18 protein-coding genes are annotated in these 23,142 nt (G+C 54.5%); all 18 read right to left on the bottom strand.

The features are described 5' to 3' along the window. Positions 1 to 48: 48 nt before the first annotated feature. Positions 49 to 1,176, bottom strand: a complete 1,128-nt coding sequence (locus HQN87_RS02835; RefSeq protein ID WP_173127351.1) for an NAD(P)/FAD-dependent oxidoreductase — start codon at positions 1,174 to 1,176, stop codon at positions 49 to 51. A 481-nt stretch (positions 1,177 to 1,657) separates the two neighbouring features. Then, the gene (locus HQN87_RS02830; protein WP_173127348.1) at positions 1,658 to 2,530 is read right to left on the bottom strand and encodes an amidohydrolase family protein; all 873 of its coding nucleotides are present in this window, start codon (positions 2,528 to 2,530) and stop codon (positions 1,658 to 1,660) included. A gap of 20 nt (positions 2,531 to 2,550) precedes the next feature. Next, positions 2,551 to 5,664, bottom strand: a complete 3,114-nt coding sequence (locus tag HQN87_RS02825) for a GNAT family N-acetyltransferase (protein WP_173127345.1) — start codon at positions 5,662 to 5,664, stop codon at positions 2,551 to 2,553. 161 nt (positions 5,665 to 5,825) lie between these two features. After that, positions 5,826 to 6,320, bottom strand: coding sequence for a DedA family protein (locus tag HQN87_RS02820; RefSeq protein WP_173127342.1), 495 nt, complete (start codon positions 6,318 to 6,320; stop codon positions 5,826 to 5,828). A 6-nt stretch (positions 6,321 to 6,326) separates the two neighbouring features. Beyond that, the gene (gene pssA, locus HQN87_RS02815) at positions 6,327 to 6,851 is read right to left on the bottom strand and encodes a CDP-diacylglycerol--serine O-phosphatidyltransferase (protein WP_173127339.1); all 525 of its coding nucleotides are present in this window, start codon (positions 6,849 to 6,851) and stop codon (positions 6,327 to 6,329) included. 38 nt (positions 6,852 to 6,889) lie between these two features. Further along, positions 6,890 to 8,644, bottom strand: a complete 1,755-nt coding sequence (locus HQN87_RS02810; RefSeq protein ID WP_173127336.1) for an ATP-binding protein — start codon at positions 8,642 to 8,644, stop codon at positions 6,890 to 6,892. Then, positions 8,641 to 9,321 (bottom strand): response regulator transcription factor, encoded by a 681-nt coding sequence (locus HQN87_RS02805; protein WP_173127333.1) that lies wholly within the window; start codon positions 9,319 to 9,321, stop codon positions 8,641 to 8,643. Before HQN87_RS02805 ends, HQN87_RS02810 begins: the two co-directional genes overlap by 4 nt. A 606-nt stretch (positions 9,322 to 9,927) precedes the next feature. Next, positions 9,928 to 11,769: an ABC transporter ATP-binding protein gene (locus tag HQN87_RS02800; protein WP_173127330.1), complete on the bottom strand. Its 1,842-nt coding sequence runs from the start codon at positions 11,767 to 11,769 to the stop codon at positions 9,928 to 9,930. Beyond that, a complete protein-coding gene (locus HQN87_RS02795; RefSeq protein WP_173127327.1) occupies positions 11,753 to 13,498 on the bottom strand; it encodes an ABC transporter ATP-binding protein in 1,746 nt (581 codons plus the stop codon). The genes HQN87_RS02800 and HQN87_RS02795 overlap by 17 nt, the downstream gene beginning before the upstream one ends. Before the next feature lie 32 nt (positions 13,499 to 13,530). Continuing rightward, positions 13,531 to 14,016 (bottom strand): nitroreductase family protein, encoded by a 486-nt coding sequence (locus tag HQN87_RS02790; protein WP_173127324.1) that lies wholly within the window; start codon positions 14,014 to 14,016, stop codon positions 13,531 to 13,533. Beyond that, positions 14,003 to 14,338 carry a hypothetical protein gene (locus tag HQN87_RS02785; protein WP_173127321.1) on the bottom strand — a complete coding sequence of 112 codons (336 nt, stop codon included), beginning with the start codon at positions 14,336 to 14,338 and terminating at the stop codon, positions 14,003 to 14,005. Before HQN87_RS02785 ends, HQN87_RS02790 begins: the two co-directional genes overlap by 14 nt. 185 nt (positions 14,339 to 14,523) lie before the next feature. After that, positions 14,524 to 15,471, bottom strand: a complete 948-nt coding sequence (locus HQN87_RS02780) for a ketopantoate reductase family protein (RefSeq protein ID WP_173127318.1) — start codon at positions 15,469 to 15,471, stop codon at positions 14,524 to 14,526. Between the two features lie 166 nt (positions 15,472 to 15,637). Beyond that, on the bottom strand, positions 15,638 to 17,959 hold the full coding sequence (locus HQN87_RS02775; protein WP_173127315.1) for a universal stress protein: 2,322 nt from the start codon (positions 17,957 to 17,959) through the stop codon (positions 15,638 to 15,640). After that, positions 17,946 to 18,575: a potassium-transporting ATPase subunit KdpC gene (gene kdpC / locus HQN87_RS02770; protein ID WP_173127312.1), complete on the bottom strand. Its 630-nt coding sequence runs from the start codon at positions 18,573 to 18,575 to the stop codon at positions 17,946 to 17,948. Before kdpC ends, HQN87_RS02775 begins: the two co-directional genes overlap by 14 nt. A 16-nt stretch (positions 18,576 to 18,591) precedes the next feature. Continuing rightward, positions 18,592 to 20,625 carry a potassium-transporting ATPase subunit KdpB gene (kdpB, locus tag HQN87_RS02765; protein WP_173127309.1) on the bottom strand — a complete coding sequence of 678 codons (2,034 nt, stop codon included), beginning with the start codon at positions 20,623 to 20,625 and terminating at the stop codon, positions 18,592 to 18,594. Between the two features lie 18 nt (positions 20,626 to 20,643). Then, positions 20,644 to 22,320 carry a potassium-transporting ATPase subunit KdpA gene (gene kdpA, locus HQN87_RS02760; protein WP_367272651.1) on the bottom strand — a complete coding sequence of 559 codons (1,677 nt, stop codon included), beginning with the start codon at positions 22,318 to 22,320 and terminating at the stop codon, positions 20,644 to 20,646. 19 nt (positions 22,321 to 22,339) lie between these two features. After that, positions 22,340 to 22,417, bottom strand: coding sequence for a K(+)-transporting ATPase subunit F (kdpF, locus tag HQN87_RS32925; protein ID WP_173127715.1), 78 nt, complete (start codon positions 22,415 to 22,417; stop codon positions 22,340 to 22,342). A gap of 230 nt (positions 22,418 to 22,647) precedes the next feature. Next, positions 22,648 to 22,974 carry a hypothetical protein gene (locus tag HQN87_RS02750; RefSeq protein WP_173127306.1) on the bottom strand — a complete coding sequence of 109 codons (327 nt, stop codon included), beginning with the start codon at positions 22,972 to 22,974 and terminating at the stop codon, positions 22,648 to 22,650. Positions 22,975 to 23,142 lie beyond the last annotated feature (168 nt).

Here is a 23,142-nt window from a genome sequence, read left to right as displayed (position 1 = left end):
GACGCGGAATGGAAACTAAATGTTCCAGCACAGGAAATGTATTCGTAATCATCTGCCTGTTACCGCTGTCTGAAGGCTATAGTCACCAAGCTCAATATCCGGCTCTCTGCCAAGCGCCAGCTTCGCTAACTGTGAACCGATGAACGGACCCATGGTGAGTCCCGAGGCCCCCAGTCCGTTAGCGGCCAGAACACCCTTCCATCCGGGGACAGCCCCGATGACAGGCAGGAAGCCGGGGGTGAACGGACGGAAGCCGACCCTTACTTCACCAAAAATACTGTCCGCCAGTCCAGGCGCCACTTCTAGCCCCTTGCTCAGAATCTCCTGTATCCCGCTTGCCGTCACACTGGTATTATATCCTGCGATATCATTCTCATGAGTAGCTCCGATCACTATTTGCTGACGGGCAAATGCGAGCAGATATTGATCACTGGGCGGGATGACTACCGGCCAGTCGTCCGTCTCCTGAGGGTCCGTGATCTGAAGGTGCATGATTTGCCCCTTCTGGAAGCTGACCTTGAAGTCTATCCCGAGCGGCTGGAGCAGCGGGTTCGCCCAGGCCCCGGCACATATAATCACTTCGTCCGCCGGATAATAGCTCTCCCCGGCCTTGACCCCGGTGACCCGGCCCGGTTCAAATTCAAGCGCGGCATCCCCATTAATCATGACCGCCCCTTGCTGCTGTGCGGATTGCAGTAAGGCATCACGCAAGGCCCGGCCGTCTACCCTGGCAGCACCGCTGATATGAACCGCAGCATAATTCCCGGCAAGCAGCGGGAATCGTTCCTGGGTCTCTGCTGCGGTAAGCCTCGTAATGACTCCGATCTCCGGCGCATCTGCCAGCCGCAGCCGCGCCCGTTCTTCAATCTTGTCGAGCTTGCCCTCATCCGTGTGAATACTTAGCGCACCTACCCGGGCATACCCTGTATGGGTTATGCCTGCCTGGTTAAGTTCGTCGATCAGTCCGGGATAGAAGCGCGCACCGGCCTTCGCCAGCCGGTACCAGGCCTGATTGCGCCGCTGGGACAGCCAGGGGCAGATAATGCCTGCCGCTGCATCCGTAGCTTGTCCAGGATCTTTACGGTCCATAATAAGCACCTCTGCCCCCATCTTGGCAAGCTGGTAGGCTGTGGACGCCCCGAGTATGCCTGCGCCGATTACGATAACTTTCTTCATATGTACAGCCCTTTCGTTAGTGGTTGGAATAGTTGGAATGGCATAAAACCGCATTTATTCAGCTTACCACAGGTTGTTCGTTATATGTAGAAGCGGAATGTTCTTTTGAAACGGCGGCATCCAGCAAGGAGGTGTACAAACGTATCTTAATTTGCCCGATTCCGTGGGATGACCGGAAGCAAGTGGAAAAAGTACAATTAATATAGTTAGTTTTAGCTACTTTGGGCTAAGAGGGCTACTGTAAGTGTTGTTTTTCCAACTATTGGCCGGGCAGCGGTCATTCGGTCCTTAGCAAGTGTATAAAATCCAACTAATGCGTCTGCCTCTGACGTCTCCTCTTCTTCCTCTTCTTCCTCTTCTTCCTCTTCTCCCCTGCTTCCCTTGTCTACTCTGGCTTGCTCCCCCGCCGTTCCCCGCGGCACAAACTCAAAAACCCCCGGAACATCAGTCCGGGGGATACGCTATAATGCCACTACAAACACTACAAGTTCAGCTCTCTGATCCGTTCCGCAAGCTTAGGGAACACCCGAAGGGCATTGTTATAGAAGACATCCTCCGAGTGAGCCTCGGGGATGAGATGCTTCACGAAGCCGATATAGGCTTCCAGCGGAACCAGCGGCCAGTCGGTGCCGAACACCAGCCGGTCGTATTTCTCAGCGAACACGATGGCCCGGCGGAAATGATCGGTATAGGTCTGCTCAGTCAGCAGCCGGTCCACCTTGGCCTGATCACCGACAATCCAGCCGGACAAGTCGGTGTACAGATTCGGATTCTTCTCCAGAAGCGCTGCGGTGTCCATGACCCAGGGATCGCCCAGATGGCAGAGCATGAAGGTAAGCTCCCGGTGCTTCAGGAAGGTCTCCTCCATCGACAGCGGGTGGGAATACTTCAGCAGCCCTTGGTCAGCATAAGTCAGTCCGCCATGGATGACAACCGGCAGGCCGTAAGCCGCAGCCAGCCTGTAGACCGGATCATAGATCTCATCGCCCACATTGAAGTGGTAGTACCCGGCGTACAGCTTGATTCCAACGACACCGTCCCGCTGCAGGGATTGCTCCAGCGCTTCAAGCTGTCCCTCCAGATGAAGCGTGAGCGGGTTAATGCCCACACAGGTGAACAGGTTGGCCGGAAGGGTCTCACTCAGATCAAGCAGCATAGGATTAAGCGCATCGGCATCCGGGAATGCACCGGCCACCGTCTCGGTCACTCCCATCCCCACACCGGCAATAACGCCGCTGCGGCGGAATTCCTCCAGCAGTCCTGTACCGGTATAGTCGATATGGGCCAGGGTCTCTGCAGTCTCGTGGAAGGCAGCAATATTGGAATAATGCACATGTGCGTCAATGATTCTCATAGTAGCTTCCTTTCTCTCACTCACTTCCCGAACCGGATCGTCCGCAGATCAGCGTATGCCTGCTCCGGTGCCTGAAGATCCGAGATCAGATAGAATTGGGGCTTGCTGAACTGTTCTTTGCTGTCCTGCAGATATAGACGCTCCTCCGTATTGGATAATACTACATCCGCACTTACCATCAGCGACGGCGAGGACTGCTTGGATGCTGTAACTAAGGTCAGTCGCTGCTGACGCTCCGTGGAGCCCAGCTGCAGAAGCCCGTTTGTACTTCTATCCCCTGTTTGAACTCTGCCGGCCTTATAGACAAGCTCTTCACCGCTGCTGCGCTTGATGTACCCTCTGCTCTTAGCTATCTCAGAGGCGGCACGGTACAAGGTTGAGGTCTCCAGCTTCAGTGGGTATAACGTTCTGCCTGTATTCTGCTCAACATGTACTGTGGAGACAAGTACAGGGACGCCTGGCAGCAGCATGAAATATTGATGCAGGACAAGACCTTTGTAGTTATCGTTCTTCCCGATGGTCACGCTAATCCGTATACCCGACCAGCGGTTCCCCTTATTGTCTGTCAGTTCAGCGAAATCAGCGGTACGCGGTTCTTCCATGAAGCTGCGCAGGGCGATTCCCTCTACACCGGTCATGATTCCGCCCACCCACGGATTCCACCAGGATTTGGCGACAGGCTGCGGAAAAGAGGAATCCAGCCATTCCTGTCCCTGATGTGTGAATGAGAACAAGCCCGGGGCGAAGTCAGGGCTTGCCTGTACCCGTATCAACCCATTGTCCACGGCCAGAACCTGTGACTTGCCCACTTCCAGTCTCTCCTGCCGGACAGGCTCTTCCGAGACCGGTAGGATCAGATAGGATTGATCCAGCACATAACTGTCCATATCCAGGTGCAGGGTAAGCACATCCACAGCAGTACTGGATGAACGGGTCAGTGGCAGACTGATCCCGCCGAGCTTCTGCTCCTCTTGCACCGTAAGCCCGATTGCCTCAATACTGCCCGTTCTGGAAGAAATACTGATGTCACCGGCTAAATAACTCTTTTTCTGCTCCTGAAGGGTAAGCTGGCCATGCCCGCTGATGAACGGGTTCCCATGATTCAGACTTACTTCAAGCTGCTGACCGGTATTCAGGTCTTCTTCATTGCCGCGTTGCCGTGCGTAAGCCCGGAAGTCCTGCCAATGGTCCCAGGTTCCCAGCGCGATCCGCAGGGGACTTGTCTCCTGCTGGCCTCCAGCCGGAAGCCGGCCGAGGGAATGCTCAACGGCGTGCAGCCATGACTCCTGGATAAGCTCCAATTCTGCCGGCCAGCTTATTCCCCTGGAGCGTTCACCATCCGCTGCAAACATCCAGTTCTCATGGAAATTCCGTACATCCCAGTAATCTGAATCGGACGCTTCGGCCCCCAGGCTCAAATCCAGATATTTGCCGTTATAAGGGATTACCCCTCCGTGAAGGCTGAACTGGAAGCTGTCCTTCAGGATCAGCTCCTCCTCTTGATCGGTATCCAGCTGGTTATGAATCCGGAAATGCCGGGAGCAGATGCCGTTGCCGTGTAATTTCACTACCATCGTCAGCAGCAGGCCTTCCCGGATACTGACTGCATAGCTGGCTTCAAGCACAATGGCTTCTTGATCCCTGTAATGCTTCACATCCAGTGCAGCGAGCTTCTTGAATTCATTCGTATAGGGTAAGCCTAGTTTGGGATAAGGCAGGCCTAGAATATACTCGCGTCCCTCCAAGAAGGTCAGGAATTGGCTGGTTTTGTTCAGCACTGCCGAATATCGGCCGTTGCTGATGATGTAGTCCTTATCGGTCTGGCCGCCGAAGGCAGCTTCAGCTCCAGGGAAGACCAGACTAAGCTCCTGCTCCAGGATGACTGAATCCAGCCCCTCTTGCGCATGACGAACATTCACTGTATGATTCCATATCCCATAAGCAAGCAGCCGGGCCTTCACCGTGACTGTTCTCCGCCCTTTGGCCGGGACTTCGAGGGTAAGCGATTCCTGCCCAAAGGCAAGGATGGCATCCTCCGGCAGCTCAAAAGCGAACACAGCGTCCTTGCTGTACGCATTCTCCACCGTTACATCCAGCTCCACCTCTTCACCGGCTAAGACGGCTCTGTCCGGCACCTGAAACTTGACCTTAACCGGGAACTTGGGTTTGATCCCCAGCTTGAATACGGCAGGCAGGCCGTTAATGAGCAGCTCTGCCTCTACTACAGGATGAGTCTGGTAGAGATCCTGCTCCTCCTTCACCGGATGCACGAAGAAGCTGCCTTCCACCCGCGCCTCGGATTCAACATCCCGCACTTCATTCAGCTCAAAGCGGATTTGTTCGTTACTCTTACCGGCAATCGCCAGTGATAAGGGCTTCCCGCTTTTATTCACAGCTTCATAGATCACAGGGTATTCCGCTCCAAACGGCAGCTCATGCTGAGCAGGGATGGTTGCCTGTATCCGGTAGTCCTCCGTCTCAATCAGGCGCAGGCCGCGGCCGGTCCGCTCATATTCCATTCGTAGAGCTAACCCGTCTTTGACCCATTCATATGTAAAATAGTCAAACCCGTCTTCCCCATGGCCGTCAGGCTGAACAATGATTTCACGGATGCTGTCGTTATACCAGTCGATCTGCTCGAAATAATATTTCACGGCTCCCGTCTGGAGCACGGAAGGAATGAAGTTCATCAGGTGGGTGGTATCATCCCGGTTCTCCCAGAAGAACCCGCTTTTCTTGTACGTCGGAACCGCCTTGACATTACCGGGCCAGGTGTACAGATCCAGTCTCGGCCAGCCCAGCCGGATCGTCTCTTCGACCGCACGACGTACCAGCCGCTTGCCTACCTTGCGTCCATGGTAATCCGGCCTCACATTCAGCAGCGGAATATAGAGCGCTCCGGTATCCTCTTTATAGTGGGAGAAGCTGCAATATCCGATGACCTCTGAGCCGCTTACCGCCAGGAACAACTTGAGCATAGGGCTGTTCTCATGCTCCCGCAGCACGCTCTCCTCTGTCCGGTACGACCCGTCTCCGCCCCAGCTCTCAGAGCTTCGGTTCCACATCTCGGCAATGGATGCAGCATGTTTGGCTGGTACGTATTCTTCAATGATAATTTCCTGTGAATCCGGCATTACGGTAATACCTCCTCGAATCGCTGTAATTCCTAGCAGCATAGAATGAATACTATTTGCAGTATATATCAGATCATTCAACGACTGTAAGATCCTGTTTGATTATAAAAGAATATTACTTATGCCCCTATCATACCCCGGCAACTCTGCTGTGTGCAAAACTAGGCGAAAGAGATCCTTGATCCGATCAGATAGCCGATCGAGACAAACAGCAGGGACCAGATAAACGCACTGGCAACAGTAACAAGAAGATACTTCTTGAAGGACATGGCGCTGATGCCGGAGATATAGCTGGTAGCATGCCGTATTCCGGGAACGAAATAAGCGATGAACAGGGTCCAGTTCCCGAACCGGAAAAACCAGCGTTTGACACTGGCGAACCTTTTGGGCGTCAGCCCGACCCACTTCCCGTACCGGTCCACCACGGGTTGTCCCACTCGGAGACCGATGGTATAGCTGATCAGCATACCTGTAATTGATCCAATGAAGCATACCAGGACCGAAAGCGAGAAATCCAGCACCATGGTGGAGGATAGATAGCCAACGAACAGCGTCAGCAGCTCATCGGGTACGGGAAGTCCGAGAAGCCCCAGCGCCAGGAGGGCAAAGATAGCTATATAACCGTATTGTGAGATCATCTCGATGATCCATGGCATGAAGAATCACTTCCTGTTAACGAATTTTTTGAACGACGGGAACGGGACACGGCTTATCATCAGTATGGACAACAATCCCATAATTAAGATGACGATTTCCGGCTTCAGCCGCTCATCCACTAATGCAATCATCGAGAGAATCACGCCCGCAGCCGTAATGGGCATCCCCACGAATTTCTTCGAGGGTGCCGTTATATTGAATCTGGCCAGGCGCAGAGCCCCGCAGATCAGGAAGGCAACGGCAGCCACAGGTCCAAGCCACTGCACATTCTCCAGCCGGTATAACAGAATAAGAAAGACGGGGGCAATGCCAAAAGAAATAATATCCGCCAAAGAGTCCAGCTGTTTACCGAAATCACTGGTACAATGCAGCATCCGAGCGAGTAATCCGTCCATGACATCACATATAGCTGCCAGCAAAATCATAAATAAGGCAAGATGATAACGTTCTTGAATGGTGAAAAGCAGGGAAATTGATCCGAAGCCCAGGTTCCCCAATGTGCACATAGAAGGCAGCCAGTTCCAATTCATGCTGTTTCACTCCTTTCCTGACAAGTTGTAATGGGGCGTCAGCCTTCAAAGGTAACACTAAAACAGACGCCGTCCGAGGTGTTCATCACTGCATACCGGCAGCCGTGCATATCTAAGATCTGCTTCGCAATGGACAGCCCGAGTCCGGTCCCTCCCGTAAGGCGGCTGCGTGAAGCTTCAATCCGGTAGAACCGTTCCCAGATATGCACCAGCTGATCTTCAGGGATACGCTCCCCTTTATTGTGTATAGTGAACAAGAGGTTCTTAGCCTGACTCTCCAAAGTAACCGTAATCGTGGTGCCTTCTTCCGCATGTCTGATCGCATTGGTCAGCAGATTGCTGAGTACCTGTTCAATCCATGTCGCATCCGCATACACAGGCAATTCGTTCGCAGGAATAATGACCACATCGAGCTGCTTGTTCTGGAGGGAATGGACTAGCTTATCCGTAACCTTCTCAGTCATTTCACTCAGCATGAACGAGGTTCTGCGCAGCTTGATCGTTCCTGACTCCAGTCTGGCCAGATCCAGCATATCTTTGACCAGGAACTCCATCTTATCGGCTTCCTCAATAATCACCTTGATGTAATGATCCTGCTTGCCGGCGCTCACCCCGTCCTCCAGCCCTTCGGCGAAGCCCTTGATAATGCTAAGCGGGGTCTTCAATTCGTGAGAGGCGCTGGCGAAGAAGTCCTGCTGCATCTGCTCCATCTTCTTCTTCTGCTCCATATCTTCAACGAGCTGCTGATTCGCTTCTCTAAGCTCGCCCAGCGCAGCGTCCAGGCTCTGGGACAAGGTGAACATGCTTTTGGACAGGCTGCCCAGCTCATCCTTTTGACGAATCGAAGAATGGCCTGTGAAGTCCAGCGACACCATCCGTTTGGCGGTATTATTGAGCTTGATTAACGGGCGGGTAACCATCTTGGAATAGAAGAGCGACAGGACCAGAATCAGAACAAATCCTCCGAGCCCTAAGTATAAAAAGAACCAGCGCAGCGCCTCATTGGAGTCCTTCACATCCTGCAGGGAGGTAACCGAGAACAACAGCTCAATCTCTCCGCTCTTCTGCTGTACCGGCAGGATCATCACAGAATTGCGGATGCCGCTCCAGGGAGCCGTCCACTCCTCTTTGTACAGGTTCAGATTCCGCAGCTTCTCAAGCTGATCCGGGCTTAGCGGGAACCAGTCCTCCACGGCCTCGAACATAATGCCCTGACGCGGATTCCATATTTTCAGATCCGGCAGGACCAGCTCTGTAATGGTACCGGCGATGGTGGTGGTTCCCTCCACCTCTTCTTCGCCTACCGGGGGTTCACCTTGTTTGGTAATGGTAATCGGGTAGAACAGATTCCCGAGCTCACTCTCGTCCTTGACATGCTCGCCGTGGATCGTCACCTGATCATTTTCTTTCAGATGAGCGGCTCTCAGCGGATCGCCATACTGGTTCATGAACAGGGACATGGGAATGAGCTGCGTATTCCCCTGTTCATCCAGCAGCTTCATCCGGAACGGATCTTCAGACTTCATCCGGCCATCCAGCTTCAGGATGACCATCTGTGTCTTGTTGCGCAGCATGAACCGCACCAGCTCACGGGAAGTCCGGGTTCTGCCCCAGCCCTCTTTGGTATAACTTGTCCCGAAGCTCTTGAGATGTCTCTCCACCCGGGTCTCCTTCTGATTCTGGTAAAAGCGGTCAAACAGCAGGAACTGGCTGAGGATCACCATTCCGTAGAACAAGACGAAAAAGATCACGGTCATCACAAACAGCTTGAAGGTAATTCCCCATCTTTTCATTCTTCGTCCTCGAACCGGTACCCTGTTCCGATCACCGTACGGATATAGCGGGATTCATATCCCAGCTTGCTGCGCAATTTCTTGATATGGCTGTCCACGACACGGGAGTCCCCCTCGAATTCAATTCCCCAGACCCGGCTGAGGATGGTATCCCGGGAAATAACATTTCCCTTGTTGCGGATCAGCAGCCATAAGAGGTCATATTCCTTCGGCGTAAGCTCAACATCTGCGCCTTCCACTTCGAGGCGGTGCGCCATCGGATTGAAGATCGCCGAGCCGAATCTCACCACCCCGGATTCAGGCAGATGTCTGCCTTCCACCCGTTTCATAATTGCCGCAGCCCGCGCTACGAGCACCTTGGGGCTAAACGGCTTGGTGACATAATCATCTGCACCTAATTCAAAGCCATGTATTTTGTCGTCATCGGCGGATTTGGCCGTCAGAAGGATAATCGGGGTCGCAGATTTCTTGCGGATTTCCCGGCATACCTCGAATCCATCCATTTTGGGCATCATAATATCCAGAATCATCAGGTCCGGCAGCAGTGAATCGAACCAGAGCAGCGCATCCTGTCCATTCTCTGCTTCGCGCACCTCCCAGCCGTCCTGGATGAAATAATCAGATACGAGCTCACGGATACGCAGCTCATCTTCGACAAGCAGCAACTTTTTCTTCAATATACTCCCTGCTTTCAACCCGTTTATACCTCTCAGCATAGTCTAGTGTTATGTCCTTTATGTGCCCTGGTGTAAATTTAGCTGTTAATCGGGTAGAGAATGTGTTCTGAAAACCATGCTGGAGTATGCGAAATGTTAGAGCTCGGGTGGACGCTGTGCAAACGGAACGTTGTTACAATCGCTTTTCCACAATCATTCCGCCCGCCCCGCTGTTTGAGTGTAAGTAGCCTCACTGAATACAAATGTTGTACTTTTTGCAGGAACTCCATCAGTTTGAGCTCAGATAATGCACATTGTTGCACTTTTTGCAGGAATTCGGTGAGATTCACGGCTGAAGAACACACATTGTTGTAATTAGTGCAGGAATTCTATCAGCGCGGTGTTGGATAATGCGCATTGTTGTATTCCGTGCAGGAATTCCATCCGTGTGGTGCTGGATAATGCACATTTTTGTACTTTGTAACCAATAGGAACATTGGAAGATAACGAAACCATGAACAGCACAATTCCTAATAGCGGCTTAAGCACAAAATGCAAAACAGCGATTCTCTAATAACCGGAGAATCGCTGTTTACGTTCATATGATACAATACTTCGGTGTCCTGGTTACCCTGCTTCACCAGCTTGCTTGAACTGGCTGTTGTACAGCTCAGAATAGACACCTTCCAGGGCAAGGAGCTGCGCGTGACTGCCCTGCTCGGCGATCTGTCCGCCCTGGATCACCAGAATCCGGTCCGCATCCTGAATGGTGCTGAGCCGGTGGGCGATCACGAAGCTGGTGCGGCCCTTCATCAACGTCCGCATGGCCTGCTGAATATGCATTTCTGTCCGGGTATCCACGCTGCTGGTGGCCTCGTCCAGGATGAGGATGGCCGGATCGGCCAGAATGGCACGGGCAATCGTCAACAGCTGGCGCTGGCCGTGGCTGAGCGTTGTGCCGTCGGTGCCCAGCAGCGTATCGTACCCCTGCGGCATTCTGGCAATGAAGCCGCTGACGTTGGCGAGGCTTGCCGCCTCTTCCACCTCTTGGTCCGTGGCCTCCAGGCGGCCGAAGCGGATATTCTCACGGATGGTTCCCGAGAAGACATGAGCGTCCTGGAGTACCATCCCGAGCTGGCGGCGCAGCTCATTTTTATTGAGCTCCCGGATATCCCTTCCGTCGATCAGCAGCTCACCGCCGTTCACTTCATAGAAGCGGGTCAGCAGGTTGACGATAGTCGTCTTCCCGGCCCCGGTCGGTCCGACCAGGGCGATGGTCTCGCCAGGCTGTGCAGTGAAGCTTACACCGTTCAGAATGGGTGCACCCGGCTGATAACCGAATACCACATCCCTGGCAATCACTTCCCCGCGTATCCGGGCCAGCTCCTGAGGCTGTTCACCGCTGTACTCCGAAGGCATATCCATCACTTCAAATACCCGTTCCGCACCGGCAATGGCCGATTGGATCAGATTATACTGGTTCGCAAGGTCGGAGATCGGCCGTCCGAACTGCTTGGCATAGTTCAGCATGCTGACGATGACCCCCACTGTAACCAGCTCATGGAAGGCCATCAATCCACCGATTCCGGCAATCAGTGCGAAGTTCAGGTTGTTGATCAGGTTCATCACCGGACCTACCAGGCCGGATACAATCTGCGCCTTAATGCTGGCTTGATTCAGTTCGCCGCTTATGCCGCGGAATCTGGTGACCTCCGCTGCTTCCCGGCGGTATTGCTTGATCACCTTCTGGCCGCTGACCGCTTCTTCAATGAAGCCGTTAAGCTCACCCAGATGCTGCTGCTGGTTCTTGAAGTAGATCCGGCTTAAGCCGGTAATCCGGCGGCTCGCCAGCACGACCAGGGGGATCGTTGCCAGGGCAACACCTGTCAGCGGAACATTCAGCATCAGCATAATGACCAGAGAACCGCTAAGGGTGATCAGACTGTTCAGCAGCTGGGTCACACTCTGATTGAGCGAGTTAGACACATTGTCAATATCATTGGTGGCGCGGCTCATCAGCTCACCGTTGGCATGGGTGTCGAAGAAGCTGACCGGCAGCTCCTGATATTTGGCGAACAGATCCCGGCGCAGCTCATACACCGTCCGCTGGGACACGGAGGTCATTACATAAGCCTGCACCCACGAGACTGCGCTGCCCAGGAGATAAATGCCGCCCAGCAGGAGGCAGAAGCGGACAAGCAGCCCGTAATCCCGCGGAAGAATCGCGGTATCTATAGCTTTTCCGAGCAGATAAGGACCGATCAGGGCAAGAACAGCATTCAGAATGGTGAATACATAGACCATAATGAGACCCGTCCGTTGACGGTTCAGATAAGACCAGATACGTGTAATTGTGGCCTTGCTGTTCTTCGCGCGTACCTTGGGTACCACACCAGCACGGCCGTGAGGTCCTCCGCCTAATCCGCCAGGCCCGCCGGGAGCCTGTTCTTGCTTAGGTTGTCTGGACATACGGCGCCTCCTCTTCCCTGAGCTGCGAATGGCGGATATCCCGGTAAATCTCGCTGTCTGCCATTAACTCTGTATGGGTACCCTGGGCAGCGATCCGGCCGTTCTCCAGGATGACAATCCGGTCGGCATCAATGATGGAAGACACACGCTGGGCAATCATAACCACCGTACAGTCCTGAAGCTCCGTCTTCAGCAGCGTGCGAATTCTTGCTTCGGTAACCGCATCGAGTGCACTGGTGCTGTCGTCCAGGATCAGAATCGCCGGCTTGATCAGCAGCGCACGGGCAATAGACAGACGCTGCTTCTGTCCGCCTGACAGATTGACACCCCGCTGGCCCAGCAGAGTGTCATAGCCTTGCGGCAGCGCGCGGATAAAAGCATCGGCTTCAGCGGCAATCGCCACCTGCTCCACCTCTGCATCCGTTGCTTCCGGACGGCCGTAGCGGATATTATCCCTGATACTGCCGCTGAACAGCAGCGACTGCTGCATCACGAAGCCAATCCGGCTGCGCAGATGGTCTATGCCAATCTCCCGGATGTCTATCCCGTCAATGACAACAGCACCCGATAATACCTCGTAGAACCTTGGGATCAGACTGACCAGGGTAGACTTGCCTGCACCCGTGGCCCCCAGAATAGCGACCGTTTCTCCAGGACTTGCCACGAAGCTGATATCCTCCAGCACCAGATTCTCATCGGCACGGTCATATGCGAAGGAGACATTCTTGAATTCAATCCGCCCGAGTGTAATGGCTTCACGATTCGCCGCAGGCCCTTCAATGATTTCACTAGAGGCAGCAAATACTTCATTCACGCGGTCCCCCGACACCTTAGCCCGTGATACGAAAGCAAGCATCGTGCTCAGCATCATCATAGACATGAGCAATTGGGTAACGTAGTTAATGAAAGCAATCAGTTCACCAACGGGAAGGGTGCCACCCCAGTTCTGCAGCCCGCCGAACCAGAGTACAGCAATGATGCTGGCGTTCAGAATCAGCATCATTAACGGCATATTCAGTGCCATCAGGCGGATCGCCCGGATGCCGGTATCGGTATAGCCGGTATTGGCGGTATCGAACCGCTTCTGCTCATGGTCTGCGCGTACGAAGGCTTTGATCACGCGGATACCGGAGAGATTCTCCTGCAGCACATTGCTTACTCCGTCCAGCTTCTCCTGCATCCGTGCGAACAGCGGAAAAGAAAGCCGGATCAGCACATACAGCAGGACGAACAGCAGCGGCACCGCTGCCAGCAGGATCATCGCCAGGGACGGGCTGATCATGACCGCCATCACCAGACTGCCGACCAGCAGCAGCGGGGACCGCACGAAGCTGCGCAGGATCATCTGCACGAAGGTCTGGAGCTGCACGACATCGTTCGTCAGCCGGGTGATCAGTGACCCTGTCTTCAGCCGGTCCAGATTGCGGTTCGAGAAGCTCTGAACATGTTCAAACAGCTTGATCCGCAGATCATTGCCGAAATTCTGTGAAGCGATGCTCGCACATACCGCACAGCCCACACCTCCGGCCATACCGATGATAGCAATTCCAACCATAATTCCGCCTGTGGTGAGGATATGCGATACATCATTTTTCATCAGGCCTTCATCCACGATGCTGGCCATAAGTGCAGGCTGCAGCAGGTCCATCACGACTTCAAGTACCATTAACAGCGGGGCGAGCACGCTCCAGAGGAGGTACGGCTTCATGAACCCTCTGAGCTTCCACATTCCGTTCACCTTCATCTCATCAAGGGTAAAATTTAAGGTAAATAGCTAATCTTATCAGTGATTGGCGTTCTCTCCTTGGCCGCAGGAATCTCCTGGGGATAACCAACGGCGAGCACAGCGATTACATCCTGCTCTCCGGGAATGCCCAGCACCTCATGGCCCCGGGCCGTACCGCCTAAGGACGACCAGAACACACCTGCTCCTGCCTCATGGGCCGCCAGCATAAAGTTCTGGATATAACAGGACACCGCCATGATGTTCTCTTCGCGCTCCACTACACTAGCTGCAGGCTTGGATACAACTCCAATCAGTACGGGCGCGCCGCCGAAATCTGTTTTGTGGTTCAATGCAGCCCGGGTCTCGGGTCCAATGAACAGCAGCTCCCAGGGCTCATTCATCCGGTGGTTGGGGGCATAGCTGGCAGCTTCCAGCCAGGTATTCAGCTCATTCTCCGGGATGGGGTCTGGCTTGAAGGCCTTAATTGTTCTTCGGGTCTGGATCGTCTCAAGGGTTGTCATGGTTGGGTATCGCTCCTTCAATAGTAAGTTCTTGTTCAGCCAGCACTTCACGCAGCTCGAAGGCCTGAATGAATTCCTGGATAATCCCGTCCGTTGCCTTAAGCTCACCGCTGATTATCTGCCTGATCTCTTGGAATTCCGGCTGGTTCAGCTGCTGCAGCAACGTCGAACGTTTGACATACAGCCGTTCCAGAAAAGCAAGCGCCCGGCCGCGGCGGAAGGTCTGGGCGCTGCGGAAGCCCCGCTTGCCCTCTTCATGGAAAGGGTGACCCGTCTCTCTCGCCCCCTTATGTCCTCCAGGCTCATGTTTGCCTTCGTGCATAGTGAATCACTCCTTAGATGTATACAATTGTATACGGATGTCTCATGTATACCAATGTATCTCCTGATTCATGTCATTGTCAAGAGACATGACGAAACAGCCTATGGAGCCCCGCCGCTGCGGAGCTTCATAGGCTGTTCAGTTAAGGAGCTATTGTCAGCCGTTCACCTGCATTACCGGAAGAATCAGCCTTCAGCCTGCTCCAGGGCATCTTTCCTGAAGGCCTGCTGCTTGAGATCATCCCAGGCCGGGGTGGGCAGCCCCGCTTGCTGCTGTACAGATTCAAAAGCCCGGTAGAGCGCAGATAGTTCACCGAAGGTGCCGTCTATCAGCTTCATGAAGGGCAGTCTGTGCACTACTTTCAACCCCCGATAGACTAAGGCCGGATGCCGCTTGACCCCGTTCACAAGAGAGGCGGGATTGGTTCGAATCCCCAGCTTGGCGAGAACGCTGAACCCTTCATCCATCGCGGCAACCGCCTGTTTCCAGCGTGCACTGTCCTTGGCCGCCTGGGACAAGTCGAAATCATGAAGATAATTGACCGAATTGATCGCTACAATGGGAACGATATGGCTCAGGAGCCAAGCATTGATATCCTCAGAATAATCCAGCTTATACTTCGTCTGCCGGAAGGCCCGGGTGAGCAGTGGCTTGAACGGAACCTCACCCTCAAGACTGCCCAGCACCATTTGACTGCCGGCCCGTATACAGATTACACGTCCATCTGCCTCACGGATTCCCCCGTTAAGCTGGAAACCGAAGGCTATGTTCTGGGGAACCCGGCTGTTGTCCTTGAAGAACTGCTGCATTCCGCGGGTATCCCCATTATTGCCGACCAGCACAATATTCGCGCTCCCGTTGTCCGCCAGAGCCGGCAGCACCGCCGGGAAGTCATTGTATTTCATCACCACAAAGATCAGATCATAGATATCCTCCGCCCGCAGCTCGGAGACCACCTTCACTTGGTCTACCGTCGTTCTGCGCTGAAAATAATGCCGGATGACCAGACCATCCTGCTGCAATTGGGCCGCCCGCTTCGTTCGGGCGAGCACCGTCACATCATTCCCGCCCCGTATCAGGACATGCGCCAAATAACTGCCCAGAACCCCCGCACCCATAACTAATATACGCATATCGTATCCCCTCTCGAATTCAAACATTTGTCCTTTTATGAACATCTGTTCATTAGATTAGCAGGGGATACGAAATAGTACAATTGCCAATGGTGGGGTGGATGTCAATTATTGAACAAACCGGGGGTCATTGTACATTATTACCGGCCGGTCCGGTCCGCACTGGTCATTCCGTGATCTGCGTATGGACCGCCACGATCAGCATATCCATATGCCGGGCGTGCCGCAGCAAATAATGGACGAAGCTTGCCGAGAACAGGCTATACGCCCAATGCCTGCGTGACTGTCCGATGATCAGCTGTGTAGTCTGCCTGTCATTCATCCGCTGGAGCAGATGCTTATGCAGATGCTTGCGGCTTCCCGCCTCGGTGATGTCCATCACGCCGCCCAGCCGCTCCGTCAGATGCCTCAGCGTATCCAGCCGCTTCTGCTCTTCCGGTGTCCGTATGCGGGAGCATTGTACATAATGCACATGCCATTCGGCTTTGAGGCGGTGTGCGATCCGGAACCCGCGCCGGATGAGCCGCTCGGCCTGCGGGCCCGTATCCACGCAGACGAAGATGACTTCCCGTCTGCTCCAAGGGCCGCGCAGGGCAGGCTCCCGTTCCCAGGCCTCCAGGCGCTCATCCACATCATCGGCAATCTCGCGCAGGGCCAGCTCCCGCAGCGCGATCAGATTGCCGATCCGGAAGAAGGACTCCAGGGCCTGATTGACTTTCTCCTGCGCGTAGATCTTCCCTTCCCGCATCCGCTGCTGCAGCATCTGCGGCGTAACGTCGATCAGCTCCACCTCGCTCGCCATCCGCAGAATCGCATCCGGCACCGTCTCGCGGACCCGCACACCGGTTAACTGCTCCACTGCATCGTTCAGGCTCTCCAGATGCTGCACATTGACGGTGGTAATGACAGAGATTCCGTTCTCCAGCAGCCGGATGACATCCTCATACCGTTTCCTCGTGATGCTTCCGGGAACATTAGTATGGGCAAGCTCATCCACCAGCACTACCTCGGGATGCCGGGCGATGATCGCTTCGGTATCCATCTCGGTAAGCTCCGTAGACTGATACGGAATCCGCGCTCTGGGGATCAGCGTTAATCCGCCTACCTGCTGCCTGGTTTCCTCCCTGCCGTGGGTCTCCAGCAGCCCGATGACCACATCAATTCCCCTGCTGCGGAGCAGGTTGCCTTCCTGAAGCATTTTGTACGTTTTGCCAACTCCGGGGGCTGAGCCGATATATACCTTGAAGGTTCCCCGGCGGATATGCTCGATCTTCTTCTCCAGCTCCTGGGTGGTTAGACGGTGGAACGGTTCTGCAGTCTCCTTCGGGGCTGCCCGGACCGGCAGAATCCGTTCACCGTCCTGCTCCGCGCGGTCTGCCATCAGGAACACATCTATATTCCGCGTCCGCCGCAGGACACGGCTTGCGATGGAGCCCTGCCACTTCTCCTGCCAGCGGCTTTTCTGCGAATGGCCCATCACAATTCTGGTGACATTATTCTGAATGGCATAACGCACCAGCATGGAGGGCAGCAGCCGCAGGCGGAGCACCTCCAGCTCTTCGAACCGGGCATGAATCCGCTCTGTCAGCTTGAGAATGGAGCGTTTGAATACCTGCTGATCCTTGGTCAGCGGACGGCCGCGCAAGAGGAAGGTCACGATAATCAGATCACCGTTCAGCCGCTTGGCGATCTGCTGTCCCCTTCTTATATACAGAGAACCATTCCAATGATACTGCGCCGAGACCAGAATCCGCTCGGTTGCGCCGGAGGGACCGATCAACCCCTCTGCCTCCCGGTGCTTCTCCAGTGAATCATTGACCCCCTCTGCCATCAGCCGCAGTGACAGCTCACGGAGTACACCAAGATTGCCCCGGCGGGACAGCGCCGGATGGGCCCCCTCACCAAGCACGCCCTCCTCCAGCCGCTTCAGGATCGTCTCCGGAGAGACGTCAATCAGCCGCACCTCGTCAGCCGATTCCAAAGTGTTCAGCGGGACCGTCTCTTCCGCACGGATGCCGGTCATCTCATAGATTTGCTCACCTACACCGGCCAGCTCATAGACATTGATAGTAGTGATCACACTGATGCCCTGATCCATCAGATACCGGATGTCCTCCAGCCGTGTCTGGAAGCGGGCCTCTTCACGATTGCGGTGCGCCAGACCATCCACCAGCAGCACCTCGGGGTTACGTTCCACCAGAGCCTCAAGCGGCAGATCCTTCTCTTCCTTGCCGTCCTTCCACCAGTGAATGCTGGGTACCCGCTCCAGATCGCCAAGCTGCTGGACGGTTTCCGCCCGGCCCATCGTGGATACGGCACTGATCACCACATCAATGCCCTGCTGCTTCAGCAGCTTGCCTTCCTCCAGCATGTGATAGGTTTTGCCTGACCCGCTGACCGAGCCGATGATGATCTTCAGCCGCCCCCGCTGGAGCTGATAGATGGAATATAAGATTTCCTCAGGGGACTTGCGTTTATAGGGTGCCACGGGTGAGTTCCGATAATGCCAGATTCAGCTTCAGCACATTCACCCGTTTCTCCCCGAAGAGTCCCAGATCACGGCCTTCGGTCTGCTTGGTCACCAGGGCCTGAAGGGTGTCTGCCGGAATACCGGTCAGCTGGCTGATTCTGGGAATCTGTACGAGTGCCGCAGCCGGTGTAATATGCGGATCAAGGCCGGAGCCTGAGTTCGTAACCAGATCAACAGGCAGCTGGCTGGCGGGGATACCGGGATTGTCCAGCTTCCACTGGGCAATCGAGTCCTTAGTACGCTGCAGCATATCAGGATTCGACGGCCCGTAGTTATTCGATCCCGAAGCTTCCGCCTTGTATTCAATACTGGATACACGGCTCTGGAACCACGCCTGATCACTGAATTTCTGCCCGATCAGCGCAGAACCGACAACCTTCCCGTCTGAATTCTTCAGCAGGCTTCCGTTCGCCTGGGCAGGCATCAGCACCTGGGCAAGCGCCGTAGACGCCAGCGGATAGATCATTCCGCAGAGAATAATGAATACTATGCTTAATCTTACGATAGTGAAGAAGTAGGCAGCTGGTGAAGGCGATGCCTGTTCTCCTTTGGTCTCATGAATAGATTGTGCCATGATAATGATGCCTCCTCTAGATCCAGATCCTGACAATCAGGTCAATCAGCTTGATGCCTGCGAATGGAACAACCACACCGCCAAGCCCGTAGATGACAATATTGCGCGCCAGCAGCCGGGTTGAGCTCATCGGCTTATACGATACCCCGCGCATGGCGAGCGGAATCAATAGCGGAATGATAATGGCGTTGAAGATCAGCGCCGAGATAATCGCCGAGCTGGGGGACCCCAGCCCCATCACATTCAGGGCTTCCATCTCGGGAATGGCCAGTGTGAACATGGCCGGAATGATTGCGAAATACTTGGCAATATCATTGGCGATGCTGAAGGTAGTCAGCGCCCCGCGTGTCATCAGCAGCTGCTTCCCGATCGCTACTACCTCTATAATCTTGGACGGATCAGAATCCAGATCCACCATGTTGGCCGCTTCCTTGGCAGCGGTTGTCCCGCTGTTCATCGCCAGCCCCACATCGGCCTGGGCCAGGGCAGGGGCATCATTGGTGCCGTCACCGGTCATGGCTACAAGCTTGCCCTCATTCTGCTCCCGGCGGATCACCGCAATCTTGTCCTCCGGCGTACTCTCGGCAATGAAATCATCGACCCCGGCTTCCCGGGCAATCGTGGCGGCGGTCAGCGGGTTATCCCCGGTACACATGATCGTCTTGATTCCCATGCTGCGCAGCTCGTCGAAGCGCTCCTTCATCCCGGGCTTGACGGTATCCTTCAGATAGATCAGCCCATAGATCCGGCTGTCTACTGCAACCGCAAGCGGAGTGCCGCCTAATCTGGCAATGGCATCCGAGTTATTGTCCAGATCGGACGGGACTTCACCGCCCTGCGCCAGCACCCATTTCTTCACGGAGTCTACAGCTCCCTTGCGCACCGACCGTCCATCCCGCAGATCGATACCGCTCATGCGGCTCTCTGCCTTGAACTCTATGAACTCCCCTCCGTCTGCAAGGCTGCTGTCATACCGGAGTTCCAGCTTCTTCGCCAGCTCCAGGACGGAACGCCCCTCCGGAGTCTCATCCTTCAGCGAGCTGACCGCCGCCCAGGCGGCAAGCTCTGTTCCTGACGCTTCGCCTACCGTGACGAATTCACTCGCCATCCGGTTACCGAAGGTGATCGTCCCGGTTTTATCCAGAATCATCGTGTTGATATCCCCGGCGGCTTCCACCGCTTTACCGGACATCGCCAGGACATTGAACTGCGTCACCCGGTCCATCCCGGCAATCCCGATCGCTGACAGCAGCCCGCCAATGGTAGTCGGAATCAAGCAGACGAGCAGCGCGATCATGACCGGAATCTCCAGCTTAACGCCGATATAATCAGCGATGGGACGCAGGGTGACCACGACAATCAGGAAGATAATCGTCAGGCTGATCAGCAGGGTGTTCAGGGCAATTTCATTTGGTGTCTTTTGACGTTTGGCCCCTTCAACCAGTGAGATCATCCGGTCCAGGAAGGATTCTCCCGGATCACTGGTAATCCGCACCTTGATCTGGTCGCTGACTACCCGGGTACCGCCGGTAACGGAGCCGAAATCCCCCCCGGCCTCCTTAATGACCGGTGCCGACTCCCCCGTAATGGCCGATTCATCGACAGAAGCAAGCCCTTCGATAACTTCACCGTCACCGGGGATGAATTCTCCCTGGCTTACAACCACCACATCGCCTTTGCGCAGCTCCGAGGCGGGTACCTCCTTGATAGCTGAACCCACCAGCTTGCGGGCGGTGATGTCCTGCTTTGTTTTTTTCAGCGAATCGGCTTGGGCCTTGCCCCGGCCTTCAGCCAGTGCTTCCGCGAAGTTAGCGAACAGCACGGTGAACAGCAGAATGAAGAATACGGCAATATTGAACCCGATGGCATGCTCAGCGTTGAAATACCCCGGCGCCAGCACCATAAGCAGTACGATGACCGTACCCACCTCAACCACGAACATAACCGGATTCTTCATTAGAGTCACCGGATTAAGCTTCACCAGACTGTCCTTGGCAGCACTCCACAGGATGGGGCCGGTCAGCAATTTTTTGCGTTGTACAGTACTCATTCTCTTCTCTCCCTCTCCCTACCGTAGAGTCAAATATTCTGCAACCGGACCGAGGACAATCACCGGCATGAAGGTCAGTGCGCCAATGATCAGCACCGTACCAATCAGAATGCCTGTGAACAGCCCGTTATCTGTGCGGAATGTTCCGATCGTCTCCGGCACCGGCTTCTTGCGCAGCAGTGAACCGGCGACCGCCAGCATCGCAATCATCGAGACATACCGGCCCAGCAGCATAACCATACCCGTCGATATATTCCAGAAGGACGTATTATCCGCCAAGCCTTCGAAGCCCGAGCCGTTATTGGCAGCAGCGGATACATATTCATACAGCACCTGGGTCATCCCGTGGAATCCGGGGTTGGTGATGCCGCCCTTACCGAGATCCGTCAGAAAAGCGGCCGCCGTCGGCACCAGAATAATCAGCGGATGGATCAGAATAGCGATGGCGATCAGCTTCATTTCCCTCGCTTCAATCTTGCGTCCCAGGAATTCCGGCGTTCGCCCGACCATCAGCCCGCAGAGGAAAACACCGAGTATCGCATACATCAGCATATTGATCAGTCCGACACCTTTGCCGCCGAACACATTGTTCAGCATCATCAGGGTTAGCGGCGTAATGCTGCCAAGCGGCGTCAGCGTGTCATGCATATTGTTCACACTGCCGGTGGTTGCCGCTGTGGTGACAGTTGTGAAGAGCGCCGACTGGGCAATGCCGAACCGGACTTCTTTTCCTTCCATACTGCCTTGTGAGGCATCAATGCCCATCGCGTTAATCGCCGGATTACCCGCACGTTCAGCCGCATAATTCAATCCCAGCAGCAGCACGAACAATGTCATCATCGCCCCAAAAATCATCCAGCCCTGACGCTTGTTCTTGGCGAACTTCCCGTACATATACGGCAGAGATGCCGGCAGCAGCCACATGGAGAGAATCTCCAGCACATTGCTTAGCGGACTAGGGTTCTCAAAAGGATGGGACGAGTTGGCTCCGAAGAAACCACCGCCGTTCGTGCCGATATGCTTGATGGACTCCAGGGAGGCCACAGGGCCGATCGCAATCTGCTGTGTCTGGCCTTCTAGCGTAGTCACCTCAAGTGTCGGTTTCAGAGTCTGCGGCACATGAAGCGCAACAAGCGCCATTGTTACAAGCAGCGCGAGCGGAATGAAGATCCGAATATGCGCTTTGACGAAGTCCTCGAAGAAGTTCCCCACCGAGCTGCGCCCTGTAATCCCTCTGACAAAAGCAACCGCAACCGAGAAACCGCTGGCTGCCGAGGTGAACATCAGCATCGTCATTACCGCCATCTGCGAGAAGTAGGATACCCCGCTCTCCCCGCTGTAATGCTGGAGGTTCGTATTGGTCATGAAGCTGATTACCGTATTGAAGGTGAGCGTCTCCTCCATGTTGCCGATCCCGTTCGGGTTGAGCGGAAGCCCCTTCTGTAACCGCAGAAAAATATAGCTGAATACGACCAGTGTTATATTCGTTACAATGAAGCTGACCGCATACTTCTTCCAGGACATCCCGCCCCGCTGCTTCAGCCCGATCAGACGATAAATCCCCTTCTCCGCTCTGCCGAATATCCGGTCCGTCCGGTTCGGTTCATTCGAGAAGACATGATATAGATAAGTTCCCACTGGCTTCACCAGCAGTACGAGTATTAAGATTATTACTGCCATTTGTACAATCCCCACGGATGACCCTCCTTAATATTTAAAATTTCTCGGGATGAATCAAAGCATAGACCAGGTAAAGAAACAGCAGCGCAGTCGCTGCAAGCACAACCGCCATCACTCATTCCCCCCTTGTTCATCCACCACACGGCCGCACCATTGTGCAAACGCGTAGAACAAAGTGAACAGAGCTGCCATAACCACTGTCATATACACATCCATCATCGTCTTTGCCACTCCTCATCCTAATGTAATCTCTCTCTTGTAACTCCGGTCTAGCGTATCATTTCTGCCATAAGTTCAGGGTTAGGGTTTCGTCCGGCGCATTAAGATCCCGTTAAGACTGAATTAAGAGCGGTAAATGTCTTCACCCAGTACCTGATTGACCTCCTTGATAAAAGCGCCATACCCTCCATCCGGCTCCATTCTGTACGGCAGCGCCCTGGCCAGAATTAGCTCTGTCTCCTTCGGATCGAACTCGAAGCTGGTAATCAGCATCTCCCTGACCTCCCCGGCTTCTGCGCCCCCGGCAAACTTACCCGCAGCAGCGTATACCAGGCTATTCTCGTAGGAGCAGCCCTGCAGCAGATAGACCCGGTCATATTTCCGTTTGATCAGCACAAGCACCGCAGTCAGCACTGTCATCAGTCCGATATTTCTTAGCCACACATCCATCTCCATGCCCTCTCTCTAATGTGTTTCACTTCAGGACTTAGCGTACCACTCCCGCCATTAGTTCAGGATTAGGGTTTGCTTCAGCGGATTAAGATTACGTAAAAAATCGCCAGAGTACTGCCCCCCCCCCCCTTGCGCTCCATCAGCTGGAACGGCAAAAAACCATGC

Source organism: Paenibacillus tritici, assembly GCF_013204885.1.
In the GTDB taxonomy this organism is placed as follows: domain Bacteria; phylum Bacillota; class Bacilli; order Paenibacillales; family Paenibacillaceae; genus Paenibacillus_AQ; species Paenibacillus_AQ tritici.
This window is presented reverse-complemented; position numbering and strand designations above follow the sequence as displayed.